The organism is Mesorhizobium sp. P3_A9, from assembly GCF_056402975.1.
Map to the genome: position 1 here is coordinate 1 of NZ_JBFUGJ010000139.1, position 14818 is coordinate 14818.

Genomic DNA, 14818 nt, shown 5'->3' on the forward strand with positions numbered 1-14818 from the left:
GTCGGAAAGCTGGCGCGACAAGAATTCSGGCGAACGCAAGGAAAAGACCGAGTGGCACAAYGTCGTCATYTTCAATGASSRSATCGCCAAGGTSGCCGAGCARTATCTGAAGAAGGGCATGAAGGTYTAYGTCGARGGCCAGCTGCAAACGCGCAAATGGCAGGACCAGACTGGTGCCGACAAGTACACGACGGAAGTCGTGCTGCAGAAATTCCGCGGCGAGCTGCAGATGCTCGACGCGCGCGGCCAGGGTGAGGGCGGCCAGGTCGGCAGCTATTCCGGTGGCGGCAGCAGCAGCCGCGGTTCCGATTTCGGCCAGTCCAGCCCGACTGAAAGCTTCAACCGTGGCGGCGGCGCTCCCAGGGGCGGCGGCGGCGGCGGCGGTTCTTCGCGCGAACTGGACGACGAAATCCCGTTCTGATCGAAAGCAACAGCAAGCGGCTGATGCCGCGCGATCGATACACGCCCCGAGAGTCCCGCATGGACTTTCGGGGTTTTGCATTGTCGAATTGAACGCTGATTAGCGATCAAGGAAATACGGGAAAGGACTGCTACGGTGAAAGCACGCGTAAAATGGGTCGAGGAACGCACCTTCGTTGGCGAGTCCGGCAGTGGTCATAAGGTCGTGCTGGGAACGGCGTTCGGGCCGGAAGGCAAGACGCCGGGGCCGAGCCCGATGGAACTGGTGCTGATCGGCACCGGCGGCTGCTCGGCCTATGATGTCGTCTACATCCTCGAAAAAGGCCGTGAGGCGGTCGAGGACTGCGTGGTCGAACTCGATGCCGAGCGGGCCGAGACGGAGCCAAAAGTGTTCACGCGCATCCACATGCATTTCATCGTCAAGGGCAGGGCGCTGTCGTCGGACAAGGTTCAACGCGCGATCAATCTTTCGATCGAAAAATACTGCTCGGCCTCGGCAATGCTGGCCAAGACAGCCACGATCACGCATGATTTCGAGGTCATCGATACGACGGCGAAGTAGGGCAGTAGGCAGTAGGCAGTAGGCAGTAGGCAGTAGGGACTGCCGTTCAGCCGGCCATCAATGCCTTGATGCCGTCGGCGACGAACTGCACGGCCAGCGCCGCCAGGATGACGCCGAGCAGGCGGGTCAGGATCGAGCGGCCGGTCTGGCCGAGGATGCGGTCGATGCGTTCCGACAGCACGAACACCAGATAGGTGATGGCGAGGCAGACGAAGATGATGCCGACCAGTGCGGCCTGTGCCGCAAAGCCCTGAAACGAGCCGGAAAGCAGCACTGTTGCCGAAATCGCGCCGGGGCCGGCGATCAGCGGGATCGCCAGTGGGAAGGCGGCGATGTTGTGGATCATGTCCTTGGTGATGGYGACGTCGCCGATCTTTTCCTTGCGGTCCTGCCGGCGCTCGAACACCATTTCGAAGGCGATGAAGAACAGCAAAAAGCCGCCGGCGACGCGGAAGGCCGGCAGCGTGATGCCGAACACCGACAGGATCGAGGCGCCGGCGACCGCGAACAGCGCCATCACCAGGAAGCCGATGATCGAGGCGCGAACCGAAACCTGCTGACGCTCCTCGCGGTTCATGCCGCGTGTCACGGCGAGGAACAATGGCGCCAGGCCGGGCGGATCGATGGTCACGAGAATGGTGACGAAGGCATTGAACAGGCTGTCGAAACTCGGCATCGCTGACCCCTCCCGCCGGGCCGAGCCCGCGCCCCGATATTGGTAGAGCAAAGCCCGGTCGGTGGGAACTGTCGGGACAGCGAAACTGGTGACTTAGGCGGCAGCGTCGCAATAGGCCTCGAGGCGATAGCCGTCCGGGTCGATGACAAAGGCGGCGTAGTAGTKGTCGCCATAGKMRGCGCGCAGGCCSGGYGCGCCATTGTCGCTACCGCCTTCGCGCATGGCGCCGACATGGAAGGCGTCGACGCTGTCCCGCGTCGGCGCGGCGAAACAGAAATGCAGGCCGGATTTTTCGTCCGCTGGCACCGGCCGCGCGGCCTCATTGACCCATAGCGCGACGCTCTTGGCACCGTAACCCAGTGACCCCGGTGACTGGCTGAGACAGGTATAGCCGAGCGGCTTCAGTGCCGTGTCATAGAAACGCTTCGAGGTGTTGGCGTCGCGGACGCCGATCGAGATATGATCGAACATGGTTTTCTCCATTGTTACAAAGGGTTGCTGCGTCAGGTTGTCACGGCTCGGCGCGCGAGGAATTCGACTTCGAGGTGCCAGTCCGCGCCGTCGTGCGAGCGCTCGCCGAGCCAGCGGAAGGAATTTTCGGTGATCCGCGAAAAACTCCAGCGCACCGAAGAGCCGGTGCCGTCGGCGCCGACCTGCACGATGGTGTCGCCCTCGGCGCGACCGAGCTGGCGGCTAAAATACTGGTTGCGCGGATCGCTCCAGAAGATGTGCCAGGCGTCCGCACCGGGATCATAGACCCGCAGCGTCGTTCCGTAGAACGTCCATTTGCCGAGGGAAGGCTGGTCACCTGTGTTCCGTGCGGGCAGGATCCAGACGTCCTGGATGGCGCGGCCTTCCAGCACCCAGCCGAAATGCACCTCGCCACGCCCGGTCAGCACGGTGGCATCCTCGAGGTGACGTGAGGCGTCAAACGTCCAGGCGCCGACGAAGCGGCCGTAAAGGTTCAGTTTTTCGGCGAGCCCGGCGATCGGTCCGGGACTGTGCAGGGCTTCGGCAAAGGGGTCGAACATGGCGGTGGTCTCTTTCTGTCAGGAGACCGGGAGGAGTATGCGCCGACGGGGTTCTGGGCTTGGGAAAAATTGCTATATTTTAGCTATGACAGCGACGACCCGCACTCTCGCATCCGGACCCGGCTGGCACGTGGCGGATGTCATCTGCACGGCTGGCGCTGGCGACCGGCCGTTCGAGGAATCCCATCGGGATTTCTGCGTCGCCGCGGTGACCTCCGGCACGTTCCGCTACCGCGCGCAACAAGGCACGGCGATGCTGGCGCCGGGGGCGCTCCTGCTCGGCAATTCTGGCACCTGCTATGAATGCGGGCACGAGCATGGCAGCGGCGACCGCTGTCTCTCGTTCCATTTTGGGCCGGCCTACATGGAGCGGATCGTCGCCGGCGTGCCGGGCGCCAGGACGCTCACTTTCGCGGCGCCACGCCTGCCGCCCTTGCCGGCGCTGGCATCCCTGCTGGCCGAGGCGGAAGCCGCGCGCGAAATGGCCGACAAGGACGCCTTCGAGGAACTTTCCCTGCGCATTGCCGCCGCCGCTGTGGGCACGGTTGCCGGCACCACGCTTGTCAGACGCGGACCGAACCGTCGTGATCAGAAACGGGTTGCGGAAGCGGTGCGGCGGATCGAACTGGATGCCGACGGGCCGATTTCACTGTCGGGACTGGCGGATGAGGCGGCGACCAGTCCCTATCATTTCCTGCGCACCTTCCGGCAGGTCGCCGGCATGACGCCCTACCAGTTCCTGCTCAAGACGCGATTACACAGAGCAGCGGTGCGGTTGCGCCTGTCGGACGATGCGATCTCGACGATCGCCTTCGAGGCCGGCTTCAACGACTTGTCGACTTTCAACCGCCGGTTTCGACGCGTCATGGGCGAGACACCAGGCGATTATCGCGCTCGCCGGTCAAGTAGCCCCGGCTTGCCTGCGCCTAGGCTGAGGCAGGCTCAATCGGATGTGGGGCCGCACCATCCCGGCAGATAGTCCGCGTCCTTGCCCTTGGCGAGCGTCAACGCCTCTTTCATCGCCTTGTCGAAGTTCTTCGCCACCGCATCGCGGTCGATGCGCCGGCGCAAAAAATCCGCCCAGATGAATTCGCTGAACGGCGTCGTGTCCTTGGCAAAGCCACCTTGCCGGCGCAGTTCGCCCGCCATGCTTCGGTAAGGATCGTCGATCAACTCGCCGATTGTCTTCGGAATTGCCGAGTAATCGCGGCGCCGGCCGTTCTCATCGAACGGGTGCATCCAGCCTCTGTTATCGAGCACGAACAGAAACGCATCCTTGTCGAGAGCGGAGAGGTCGCTGATCACGGTCACAAGCACGTCCTTGACGCCTTCCTCGAGCAGGGCGCGAGCGAGGTGATGGTGATCGGTGACGTAGTTGCGATTTTTGGGACCCAATACGACCGGCACCATGTGTTTGCCGAGAAAAGCGCCGGTCCTCTTCCTGGCGTCCTGCGCCCGGATCATCTGGCGCTTCAACGCAACTTCTCTCATGCCGACCGTTATCTGGGTCGGTCGAAGGTCCTCGACCGGAACCGGCGTGACAATGGGTTCTCGTGGGTCGATCATGGCACTCCATCCTGTTCTTGCTGCTGCTGTTTCCCCGGACCAAGTGATTTGATCGCCGCGTCGACGCTGTGGAATATGCGCTGCGTGCCGACCATGTCAGCGATGCCGAACCGCGTTAGCGCCGCCTGGGCGCGCAGCGATTCCAGCCGCGCAATGGCAAAGACCGCGCCCGCTTTGCGGCAATGAAGGATGGTGTCGATCAGCGCCTGCGCGGCGGTGTAGTCTATTTCAACGATGTTGCTGGCCTCGAGCACGACCAGTTTCACGGTTTCGTTGCGGGCATCGATGAGATCGCAGAGGCCGCGCTTGAAGCGGTCGGCGTTGACGAAGGACAGCGGCGCCTGRAACGCCGCSACSAGCACGCCCGAGAGCTGTTCGCCGGCACTTGGCTTGCCCGGCGGCCACCAAACGGATGTGCCCGGCACCTGTTCCAACTCGATCGGCAGCGTGCGGGTCGCGCTCCAGATCCCGTGCAGCAGCGACAGTCCGATGCCGACCGCCACGCCGGTTTCGATCGGCAACACGACGATCGCCGCCATGGTGATCAGGATCAACACGAATTCGACCGGCGCCTGCCGGTAGACACTGGCGAACACCTTCCAGCGCAGAATGTGCTGGGCGACGAACATCAGAACGCCGGCAAGAGCGGCCTGCGGAACATTGGCGAGCAGACCGCCGCCAAAGGCGCCGAGCGCCAGCACGATGGCCGCGGCAATGAGACCCGACAGTTGCGAGCGGCCGCCCGACTGGGAGACGATTGCCGTGCGCGGCGGGCTGGCATTGACGGCAAAGGCGCCGAACAGGCCGGACAAGATGCTGCCGGCGCCGACGCCGACAAAATCGCGGTTGACGTCGGGGTCGCCCTGTTGCGGCACGAAGGAGCGCGAGGTCGCCGCCGTTTGAACCATGACGACGATCGAAATCAGCAACGCCAGCGGAACCAGCGACTGCACGTCTTCGAGGCTGACGATCGGCAGTCCGGCCTGCGGCAAGCCGTTGGGCAGGGCGCCGAGCACTTCGACGCCGCGACCCTTGAGGCCGAAGACGGCGACCGCTGTCGTGGCAAGCACCATGCCGATCAAGGCGCCGGGAATACGAGCACTGATGCGCTCGGCACCGAACACGATTGCAAACACGCCGAGGCCGAGTCCCAAGCTCCAGGGATTGGTGAGATGAAGACTGCCGGCGATCTCACCGATACGTCGCAGCGTTTCACCGCTCTCGGAAGGCAGGCCAAGCAGTCCGGGCATTTGCGAAACGATGATGTGGACGGCAATACCAGCCAGGAACCCTGTCGTCACCGGCACCGACAGGAGATCAGCAATCCAGCCAAGGCGAAAGACACCGCTCAGCGTCACGATCAGCCCGACCATCAATGCCAGCATGGCCGCCAGGGCCAGATAATGCGGCGAGCCGGATGTGGCGAGCAGAGCCAGGCTGCCCGCAAACAGCGGCGTGATGGTCGAATCCGCGCCGGCCGAGAGGTGACGATTGGCGCCGAACAACGCGAACGCGACCGAACCGGCGACAAAAGCGAAGAAGCCGACCTCGGGAGCAAAGCCACCGAGCCGGGCCGTTGCCATCTGCTCGGGAATGGCGATCGCGGCCAGTGTCAGGCCGGCGATCAGATCGCCATTGAGATCCCGGGGCTGCCATCCGCTCAGCGCCCGCAAAGGCAACCACGACCGCCAATTCACGGTGCTCGCGGCTTTTGCTTGGGGAATTTGGTCCATTGCCGGCTTTTGCCTTGGTGGCGGCGAAAAGCGTGATGGCCATATCGTCGCAATCAGCGGTATCCTTTTGAAATTACCACCAAAAATGACACTGGAAAAGTGCCGCGAATGTTGGAGTTTCGCCCGTGCTTCCTATATAAGCGGTCAGTGATTCCTGATTAGATTGTGATCCAATTTGACCGACCAAAAGACACCGCGCGGCGCCGACGGCGGCCCCACCGGCATCGAGCCGATCTCCATCATCGAGGAGATGCAGAGCTCCTATCTCTCTTACGCCATGAGCGTGATCGTCAGCCGTGCGCTGCCCGACGTGCGCGATGGCCTCAAGCCGGTGCATCGCCGCATCCTCTATGCGGCGCATGAGAGCGGCTACCACTGGAACCGCAAATATGTGAAGTCGGCGCGTCCGGTCGCCGACGTGATGGGTAAATACCATCCGCATGGCGATGCCTCGATCTATGACGCCTTGGTGCGCATGGCGCAGGACTGGTCGCTGCGCGTGCCGCTGATCGACGGACAGGGCAATTTCGGCTCGATCGACGGCGATCCGCCGGCGGCGATGCGCTACACGGAGTCGCGGCTGACCAAGGTCGCGCATGAGCTTCTGGAGGATATCGACAAGGACACTGTCGATTTCCAGGACACTTATGATGCCTCGGATACCGAACCGAAGGTCCTGCCGGCGCGCTTCCCCAATCTGCTGGTCAATGGCTCCGGCGGCATCGCCGTCGGCATGGCCACCAACATCCCGCCGCACAATCTGGGCGAAGTCTGCAACGGCGCCATYGCCATCATCGACAATCCGGCGATCGACCTGCCGGCGCTGATGGAGATCATTCCKGGYCCCGATTTCCCSACCGGCGGCATCGTGCTYGGCCGCTCCGGCATCTACAGCGCCTATTCGACCGGCCGCGGCTCCATCGTCATGCGCGGCAAGGTCAACATCGAACAGCGCGGCAACGACCGTGAATCGATCATCATCACCGAGGTTCCCTACCAGGTGAACAAGTCGTCGATGATCGAGAAGATGGCCGAACTGGTGCGCGACAAGCGCATCGAAGGCATTTCCGACATCCGTGACGAAAGCGACCGCCAGGGTTATCGCGTCGTCATCGAGTTGAAGCGCGATGCCGTCGCCGACGTCATCCTCAACCAGCTTTACCGCTTCACGCCGCTGCAGACCTCGTTCGGCGCCAATATGGTGGCGCTCAACGGCGGCAAGCCGGAAGTGATGAACCTGACCGACATGCTGAAGGCGTTCGTCTCCTTCCGCGAAGAGGTCATCACCAGGCGGACGAAATTCCTGCTGCGCAAGGCGCGCGACCGCGCCCATGTGCTGGTGGGTCTCGCCATCGCCGTCGCCAATATTGACGAGGTCATCAAGCTGATCCGCACCGCGCCGGATCCGCAGACGGCGCGCGAGCAGTTGATGGAGCGGCGCTGGCCCTCGGGTGATGTCGAATCGCTGATCCTTTTGATCGACGACCCGCGCCACCGCATCAATGAGGACGGCACCTACAACCTGTCCGAGGAACAGGCGCGCGCCATCCTCGAACTGCGCCTACAGCGCCTGACCGCGCTCGGCCGTGACGAAATCGCCGACGAGCTGAACACGATCGGCGACGAGATAAAGGATTACCTCGACATCCTGTCGTCGCGCGCGCGCGTCCAGCAGATCGTCAAGGACGAGCTCGCCGCCGTGCGCGACGAGTTCGGCACGCCACGCCGCACCGAGCTCACCGACGGTGGCGCGGACATGGAAGACGAGGACCTGATCCAGCGGGAGGACATGGTCGTGACGGTGAGCCATTCCGGCTACATCAAGCGCGTGCCGCTGTCGCTCTACCGGGCGCAGCGCCGCGGCGGCAAGGGCCGCTCCGGCATGTCGACCAAGGAAGAGGATTTCGTCACCCGGCTGTTCGTGGCCAACACGCACACGCCGGTGCTGTTCTTCTCCTCGCGCGGCATCGTCTACAAGGAAAAGGTCTGGCGGCTGCCGATCGGCAACCCGCAGTCACGCGGCAAGGCGTTGATCAACATGCTTCCGCTCGAACAGGGCGAGCGAATCACCACCATCATGCCGCTGCCCGAGGACGAGACGAGCTGGGGCGAACTCGACGTGATGTTCGCCACCACGCGCGGCACCGTGCGGCGCAACAAGCTGTCCGACTTCGTCCAGGTCAACCGCAACGGCAAGATCGCCATGAAGCTGGAGGAGGAGGGCGACGAGATTCTCGGCGTCGAGACCTGCACCGACAATGATGACGTGCTTYTGACCGCCAGYTCCGGCCAGTGCATCCGCTTCTCTGTCGGCGATGTGCGCGTCTTCCAGAGCCGCAACTCGGTCGGCGTGCGTGGCATCACCATGGCCGAGACCGACCGCATCATCTCGATGTCGGTGATCGAGAATGTCGATGCGCCGCCGGCCGAACGCGCCGCCTATCTCAAGCGAGCAGCGGCCGAACGGCGGCTTGCCGCCGGCATCGCTGCCGGCGAAGAAGAAGAAATCGCGCTGACCAATGAAGAGGTCGGCGAGGAGACGGAGCTTTCCGACGAACGCTACGAATTCCTCAAGGCACATGAGAAGTACGTGCTGACGGTGACCGAATATGGCTACGGCAAGCGGTCGTCGTCCTATGACTTCCGCCTGACCGGCCGCGGCGGCAAGGGCATCCGCGCCACCGATGTATCGAAAGTGGCCGAAATCGGCCGGCTGGTCGCGACATTCCCGGTCGGCAATGACGATCAGATCATGCTGGTGTCGGACGGCGGCACCGTCATCCGGGTGCCGGTCAACGGCATCCGCTTCGCCAGCCGCGCCACCAAGGGCGTGACCATCTTCAACACGGCTGAAGGTGAGAAGGTCGTGTCGGTCGAGCGGATCTCGGAGCCGCAAGCTGACGAGGAAAGCGAAGAGATTATCGAGGGCGGCGCCGAGTCTGCTCCCGAAACTGATGCTGGTCCGGGAAACGCAGAATAAGCCATGGACCGGATTTGACATAGAAACGCCGGCCCATGGCCGGCGTGGCAKCAAGTTCAGACGTAGTCTTAGTAGTGACGATACGGCTTGCGCGGGCCGAAGCCTTCGAAGCGCTTGGTGGTTGCCCTGACGCGGACGCGTTGTGCCTCCTGATGCAGCCCAAATACGGTGGCGATCAGCATGGCGGCGGTCATTGCGGTGGCGAGCATGTAGATCAGCATGTGCGTGTTCTCCTGCGCCTTACAACGGATAGATGGGATTTTGGTTTCATCTTATTAAGGGGCAACCTAGTGAACGCTGCGTGAAGGCTTCGTGATCAGCGTGTTCATCTGTCGTTCATGTGCCGGAAAAGGTTCACGGCCTTCGCGCCAATCGGATTTGCCTTTGCGCTAGAGGCTCGCTAGAAGCACCTGCCATGACTGAACGCACCGCCCTCTATGCCGGCTCCTTCGACCCGCTGACCAACGGCCATCTCGATGTGCTGAAGGCGTCGTTGGCGGTTGCCGACATTGTTTATGCCGCGATCGGCATTCATCCCGGCAAAAAGCCGCTGTTCTCCTTCGAGGAGCGCGTGCAACTCATCGAAGCCGCCACGAAAGCCGAATTCGGTCGCGATGGCGCCCGCATCAGGGTTGTTGCCTTCGATGGGCTGGTCATCGATGCCGCCAGGAAGCAGGGCGCCTCGATCATGATCCGCGGCCTGCGCGACGGCACCGATCTCGATTACGAAATGCAGATGGCCGGCATGAACGAGACCATGGCGCCCGAGCTGCAGACGGTGTTTCTGCCCGCCAGCCCTTCGGTACGCACCATTACCGCCACACTTGTGCGCCAGATAGCTTCGATGGGAGGCGACATCCGCCCCTTCGTGCCAGCCGCTGTTGCCGGCGCGCTCACCGCCAAATTCGCGAAATAAGCCCGGAGAAAATCCTCATGCAGCTCAAAAGGCTCGCCTCGTTCTTTGTTGTGCTYGCCGGTCTTTTGACSGCRTCCGTYTCKGCSTWYGCCGCAGACCCGGAAAACACCATGATCATCACGCTGAAGGACGGCGACGTCACCATCGCGCTGCGGCCCGATCTGGCGCCCAAGCATGTCGCGCAGATCAAGAAGCTGGTGCGTGATCATGCCTATGACAATGTCGCGTTCCACCGCGTCATCGACGGCTTCATGGCGCAGACCGGCGACGTCAAGTTCGGCAACATGAAGAAGGGTTTCAACGCCCAGGCCGTCGGCACCGGCGGTTCCGACCTGCCCGACCTGCCGGCCGAATTCTCGCAGACCGAGCACTACAAGCGCGGCGTGGTCGGCATGGCTCGCTCGCAGGATCCGAACTCCGCCAATTCGCAGTTCTTCATCATGTTCGCGCCGGCGCCGCCGCTCGATGGCCAGTACACCATCGTCGGCAATGTCGTCAGCGGCATGGAACTGGTCGACAAGATCAAGAAGGGTGACGAGGCGGACAACGGTACGGTCTCCGACCCCGACCGGATGATCAAAGTGCGCATCGGCGCTGACAAATAATTCTGTTTTAGAGAAAGGGATAACTGACATGGCTGAGATCAAGGACCGCGAGAACGCGCTCATCCTGGAAACGACCAAGGGCAAGGTCGTCATCGAACTTTTCCCCGATTTGGCCCCCGGCCATGTCGCCCGCATCAAGGAACTGGCCAGGGAAGGCGCCTATGACGGCGTCGTCTTCCACCGCGTCATCGAAGGTTTCATGGCGCAGACCGGCGACGTCAAGTTCGGCAATTCGAGCAAGCCGACCTTTGCGCCGTCACGCGCSGGCATGGGCGGYTCGGAMAAGCCTGACCTGAAGGCTGARTTCTCCAATGCCAACCACGGCCGCGGCACCTGCTCGATGGCGCGTTCGCARAACCCGAACTCGGCCAATTCGCAGTTCTTCATCTGCTTCGACGATGCCGCCTTCCTCAACCGCCAGTACACGGTCTGGGGCCAGGTCATCGAAGGCATGGACAATGTCGACAAGATCAAGCGCGGCGAGCCGGTGGTTGATCCCGACAAGATCGTGTCGCTGAAGGTCGCTGCTGACGTCAAGTAAGGTAAACGACAATGATGGGCGTCGTCTGGTCGCTTCTCGGCATCCTGTCCGGCGCCTTCATTGCCATTCAGGCACCGATCAATTCGCAGCTCGCGCGCGGCTTGGGTCTCCCGGTCGCGGCGGCTGCGTTTTCGTTCCTGTCTGGCGCTGTCGTGCTCGGCATCATCTCCGTCGCGGTGGTGAAGCTGCAAGGCATCACGCTCGACTGGAAGGCGCCGGCGCCCTGGCTGTTCGTCGCGGGCGGCATGCTCGGCGGCTTCTATGTCACGCTCTCCACAATCCTGACGCCGCGCATCGGCGCCGCTGCGCTGATGGCGTTCCTGGTGGCTGGTCAGTTGCTGGCCGGCATGCTCATCGACCGYRTYGGCTTCCTYGGCGTTGCGGTGCGTGAAATYTCGCTCGGCCGCGTYGCYGGYGCGGTGCTGCTCTTGGCCGGAGCGCTGCTCGTCCGGCTCTACTGATGCGCGTCGATCTCTTCGACTTCGACCTGCCGGAGGAGCGCATCGCGCTTCGTCCGGCAGAGCCGCGCGACAGCGCCAAGATGCTGGTGGTCAAGCCGGGCGAGGCGCTCGACGATCGCAGGGTTGGTGACCTGCCATCCATGCTGAAAGCCGGCGACGTGCTGGTCTTCAACGACACCAAGGTCATTCCGGCGCAGCTCAAAGGTATAAGGCGGCGCGGCGAAGCACAGGCGCAGGTCGAAGCGACGCTGCACATGCGCGTGGCGCCGGACCGTTGGCTGGCCTTCATGCGGCCGGGCAAGCGCATCGCCGCCGGCGACCGCATCCATTTCGGCCATGACGGCAATTCCTGCTTCCTCGGCCAACTCGACGCCACGGTGATCGAGAAGGGCGAGGGCGGCGAGGCGCTGCTTGGTTTCGACCTGTCGGGGCCTTTCCTTGATGAGGCGCTGCATGCCGTCGGCCATATTCCGCTGCCACCCTACATCGCGTCGAAGCGTGATGACGACGAGCGCGACCGGGCCGACTACCAGACCATCTATGCCAGAGAGGAAGGCGCCGTTGCCGCGCCTACGGCAGGTCTGCATTTTACGCCGGAGCTTTTTGCGGCTCTCGACGCCAGGGGTGTCGAACGCCACTTCGTGACCTTGCATGTCGGCGCCGGAACGTTCCTGCCGGTCAAGGCTGACGACACCGCCGACCACAAGATGCATGCCGAGATCGGTTCGGTCAGCGCTGCCACAGCCAACGCGTTGAACGCGGCCAAGGCAAGGGGTGGGCGCATCATTGCTGTCGGCACGACCTCTCTACGCCTGCTGGAGAGTGCGGCGCGTGAAGACGGTACAGTGCCTGCGTGGTCAGGACCGACCGACATCTTCATCACGCCCGGCTACCGCTTTCGCACTGCCGACATGCTGATGACCAATTTCCATCTGCCGCGCTCGACGCTGTTCATGCTGGTTTCGGCCTTCAGCGGGCTCGAGACGATGCGCGCGGCCTATGCGCATGCCATTGCGAACCGTTACAGGTTCTATTCGTATGGCGACGCAAGCCTGCTGTATCGAGCGGAGACGAGCGATGGACGATGATCTGCAGACCCTTGACCGCGAAAGCCTGATTGCCGAAGTGAAAAAGCTGCGTGCCGGCATTCGTGCGCACCGCGACACGTCAGGCCATGATCTGTGCTGGCATCACCCCGATCTCTGGGACCTGCTGCCGGAAAAGACCGAGCCAGCGATCGCCGTGCCGCCCTGGCCCAAATTCATGCGCGGCTGCGTGCAATATCGCCAGTCGCTCGACAGGCAGGCGCCCGGCGCGCCGGTCCACGATAAGGAATTCAATGGCTAAGCCGTTCAGCTTCAAGGTCCTCGCCACCGACGGCAAGGCGCGGCGCGGCGTGATCGACATGCCGCGCGGCGAAATCCGTACCCCGGCCTTCATGCCGGTCGGCACCGGCGGCACCGTCAAGGCGATGTATATGGACCAGGTGCGCGGCGTCGGCGCCGACATCATCCTGGGCAACACCTACCACCTGATGCTGCGGCCCGGCGCCGAGCGCGTGGCGCGGCTTGGCGGTTTGCATGAATTCGCCCGCTGGCCGCATCCGATCCTGACCGACAGCGGCGGTTTTCAGGTGATGTCGCTATCTAAGCTGAGGAAATTGACCGAGAAGGGCGTGACCTTCCGCTCGCATATCGATGGCGCCGCCTACGAAATGTCGCCGGARCGCTCGATCGAGATCCAGGGSCTGCTCGATTCCGACATCCAGATGCAGCTCGACGAATGCACGGCGYTGCCGGCCGARCKSAAGGARATCGAGCGCGCCATGGAGCTGTCGCTGCGCTGGGCCGAACGCTGCAAGACSGCKTTTGGCGACCAGCCGGGCAAGGCGATGTTCGGCATCGTGCAGGGCGGCGACAATGCAGCGCTCAGGGTACGGTCGGCGCAGGCTTTGAGCGCGATGGATCTGAAGGGCTATGCGGTCGGTGGGCTGGCCGTCGGCGAGCCGCAAGCAGTAATGCTCGAAATGCTCGAGATCACCTGTCCGGAGCTGCCTGATGACAAGCCTAGATATCTCATGGGTGTCGGCACGCCCGACGATATCCTGAAATCGGTGGCGCGCGGCATCGACATGTTCGACTGCGTGATGCCGACGCGGGCCGGCCGGCACGGCCTGGCTTACACCAGGCGCGGCAAGGTCAATCTGCGCAATGCGCGACACGGCGACGATCCGCGCCCGTTGGACGAGGAAAGCGACTGTCCCGCGGCGCGGGACTATTCGCGCGCCTATCTCCACCATCTCGTGCGCTCGCAAGAGGCGCTCGGYGCGATGCTGCTGACGTGGAACAATCTTTCGTATTATCAAAAACTTATGCACGATATTCGTGGCGCGATCGAGAGCCAAACCTTCGACGCGCGTGGGGCTGAAATCAGCGAAGGCTGGGCGAGGGGCGATATCCCCGTCCTGTAAAACCTCAGGTGCTCAGCGAATTCGATGCGCGCAAGCTGCAGCCGGTGATCTGAAACGTACCGTCGGGCTGCTGCTGCAGCGTATAGACCGCCTCATAATCCTTGCCGTCGGGGCCGACGATCAGCACCTGCTGGATAATCGAGCCCGGACCCGTCTGCTCGACCTTGCCGAAAGCATAGGACTGTGGCTTGCGCACCGGCGGGTAGCCATTGGTCACCATGTTCATGAAGGCATCGACGGTCGGGAACACCTGCTTCACGTTCGGGGCAGCGAAGCTGTAGGCCCTGGCGCCGTCATTGGCGATGAGGGCCTTCAACTGACCGTCGATGACAGCCTGGCCGGCCTTGACCTCGGCATCTCCGGCAAACGCCGAGGACGCCAGCATGACGAACGCGAATGCGAAAAAGGCGCGGCGCATGACCTGTCTCCACTGTCCCTCGAAAGATGCCTCCGGAAAAAGCTGTTCCAGGACACATTCTAACATACGCTTGGCGGTGCATCCCGGTTTCACCGATTGCGAATATTCGCCACGGGAATGTCATGCCGATTGCGGAGCTGTGTGAGGCCATGGCCAGGGTCCGCGCCGGCTAAGTGCGGATTCCAGTGCTTGAAAGGCCGCCTCCAGTCTGCCAGAAGGGCCGCTTGGACTTGGACGTTTAGCGGGACKAAGCCATGAAGGCGTTTTTCGTGCAGATCAAATGCGAGCTCGGCAAATCCTATGAGGTTGCCAGCGCGCTTGCCGACGCCGAGATTGCCTCGGAAATCTACTCCACCGCCGGCAATTACGATTTGCTCGCCAAATTCTATGTCGACGACGAGGAAGATGTCGGCCATTTCGTCAACGAGAAGGTGCAGAT

19 protein-coding genes are annotated in these 14818 nt (G+C 62.7%); 12 read left to right on the forward strand and 7 right to left on the reverse strand.

Translation table 11 applies throughout. The features are described from left to right. Both ssb and AC1DX0_RS19120 read left to right on the forward strand, forming a co-directional pair. The coding region (ssb, locus tag AC1DX0_RS19115; protein ID WP_477356436.1) for a single-stranded DNA-binding protein at positions 1 to 421 on the forward strand (421 nt) is incomplete at its 5' end. 135 nt (positions 422 to 556) lie between these two features. Beyond that, positions 557 to 982 (forward strand): OsmC family protein, encoded by a 426-nt coding sequence (locus tag AC1DX0_RS19120; RefSeq protein ID WP_477220390.1) that lies wholly within the window; start codon positions 557 to 559, stop codon positions 980 to 982. A gap of 46 nt (positions 983 to 1028) precedes the next feature. Here AC1DX0_RS19120 and AC1DX0_RS19125 read toward each other — a convergent pair whose 3' ends face one another. The 3 genes from AC1DX0_RS19125 to AC1DX0_RS19135 form a co-directional block, all read right to left on the reverse strand. Beyond that, entirely contained in the window at positions 1029 to 1658 is a 630-nt protein-coding gene (locus AC1DX0_RS19125; protein ID WP_477356438.1) for a MarC family protein, read from the reverse strand. 93 nt (positions 1659 to 1751) lie between these two features. Next, complete coding sequence (locus AC1DX0_RS19130) at positions 1752 to 2129, reverse strand: VOC family protein (RefSeq protein WP_477356440.1); 378 nt, start codon at positions 2127 to 2129, stop codon at positions 1752 to 1754. 32 nt (positions 2130 to 2161) lie between these two features. Then, complete coding sequence (locus tag AC1DX0_RS19135; protein ID WP_477220392.1) at positions 2162 to 2689, reverse strand: hypothetical protein; 528 nt, start codon at positions 2687 to 2689, stop codon at positions 2162 to 2164. An 85-nt stretch (positions 2690 to 2774) separates the two neighbouring features. Between AC1DX0_RS19135 and AC1DX0_RS19140 the strand changes: the two genes are divergently transcribed. Further along, positions 2775 to 3668 (forward strand): helix-turn-helix transcriptional regulator, encoded by an 894-nt coding sequence (locus AC1DX0_RS19140; protein ID WP_477220393.1) that lies wholly within the window; start codon positions 2775 to 2777, stop codon positions 3666 to 3668. Here the strand turns inward: AC1DX0_RS19140 and AC1DX0_RS19145 are convergent. Then, positions 3632 to 4255 carry a ParB-like protein gene (locus AC1DX0_RS19145; protein WP_477220394.1) on the reverse strand — a complete coding sequence of 208 codons (624 nt, stop codon included), beginning with the start codon at positions 4253 to 4255 and terminating at the stop codon, positions 3632 to 3634. The genes AC1DX0_RS19140 and AC1DX0_RS19145 overlap by 37 nt on opposite strands. Continuing rightward, complete coding sequence (locus AC1DX0_RS19150; RefSeq protein ID WP_477220395.1) at positions 4252 to 5988, reverse strand: SulP family inorganic anion transporter; 1737 nt, start codon at positions 5986 to 5988, stop codon at positions 4252 to 4254. The genes AC1DX0_RS19145 and AC1DX0_RS19150 overlap by 4 nt, the downstream gene beginning before the upstream one ends. Positions 5989 to 6163: 175 nt before the next feature. On the opposite strand from AC1DX0_RS19150, the gene gyrA reads away from it, so the two are divergent. Beyond that, positions 6164 to 8968: a DNA gyrase subunit A gene (gene gyrA / locus AC1DX0_RS19155; RefSeq protein ID WP_477220396.1), complete on the forward strand. Its 2805-nt coding sequence runs from the start codon at positions 6164 to 6166 to the stop codon at positions 8966 to 8968. A 68-nt stretch (positions 8969 to 9036) separates the two neighbouring features. Here the strand turns inward: gyrA and AC1DX0_RS19160 are convergent, their stop codons facing one another. Beyond that, a complete protein-coding gene (locus tag AC1DX0_RS19160; RefSeq protein ID WP_477220397.1) occupies positions 9037 to 9189 on the reverse strand; it encodes a hypothetical protein in 153 nt (50 codons plus the stop codon). Positions 9190 to 9383: 194 nt separating this feature from the next. Between AC1DX0_RS19160 and coaD the strand changes: the two genes are divergently transcribed. From coaD to tgt, 7 genes are all read left to right on the forward strand, one after another. Beyond that, positions 9384 to 9884, forward strand: a complete 501-nt coding sequence (coaD, locus tag AC1DX0_RS19165; RefSeq protein ID WP_477220398.1) for a pantetheine-phosphate adenylyltransferase — start codon at positions 9384 to 9386, stop codon at positions 9882 to 9884. Positions 9885 to 9994: 110 nt separating this feature from the next. Beyond that, positions 9995 to 10489, forward strand: coding sequence for a peptidylprolyl isomerase (locus AC1DX0_RS19170; RefSeq protein WP_477356442.1), 495 nt, complete (start codon positions 9995 to 9997; stop codon positions 10487 to 10489). Between the two features lie 28 nt (positions 10490 to 10517). Continuing rightward, entirely contained in the window at positions 10518 to 11030 is a 513-nt protein-coding gene (locus AC1DX0_RS19175) for a peptidylprolyl isomerase (protein WP_477356443.1), read from the forward strand. A gap of 11 nt (positions 11031 to 11041) precedes the next feature. After that, positions 11042 to 11491: a DMT family transporter gene (locus AC1DX0_RS19180; RefSeq protein ID WP_477356445.1), complete on the forward strand. Its 450-nt coding sequence runs from the start codon at positions 11042 to 11044 to the stop codon at positions 11489 to 11491. Then, positions 11491 to 12579, forward strand: coding sequence for a tRNA preQ1(34) S-adenosylmethionine ribosyltransferase-isomerase QueA (queA, locus tag AC1DX0_RS19185; RefSeq protein ID WP_477220401.1), 1089 nt, complete (start codon positions 11491 to 11493; stop codon positions 12577 to 12579). Before AC1DX0_RS19180 ends, queA begins: the two co-directional genes overlap by 1 nt. Further along, entirely contained in the window at positions 12569 to 12838 is a 270-nt protein-coding gene (locus AC1DX0_RS19190) for a hypothetical protein (protein ID WP_477220402.1), read from the forward strand. Before queA ends, AC1DX0_RS19190 begins: the two co-directional genes overlap by 11 nt. Then, positions 12831 to 13961: a tRNA guanosine(34) transglycosylase Tgt gene (gene tgt / locus AC1DX0_RS19195; RefSeq protein ID WP_477356447.1), complete on the forward strand. Its 1131-nt coding sequence runs from the start codon at positions 12831 to 12833 to the stop codon at positions 13959 to 13961. Before AC1DX0_RS19190 ends, tgt begins: the two co-directional genes overlap by 8 nt. Positions 13962 to 13965: 4 nt before the next feature. Here the strand turns inward: tgt and AC1DX0_RS19200 are convergent, their stop codons facing one another. Then, the gene (locus AC1DX0_RS19200; RefSeq protein ID WP_477220404.1) at positions 13966 to 14379 is read right to left on the reverse strand and encodes a DUF4864 domain-containing protein; all 414 of its coding nucleotides are present in this window, start codon (positions 14377 to 14379) and stop codon (positions 13966 to 13968) included. Positions 14380 to 14633: 254 nt separating this feature from the next. Here AC1DX0_RS19200 and AC1DX0_RS19205 point away from each other — a divergent pair. After that, the coding region (locus AC1DX0_RS19205; protein WP_477356449.1) for an Lrp/AsnC ligand binding domain-containing protein at positions 14634 to 14818 on the forward strand (185 nt) is incomplete at its 3' end.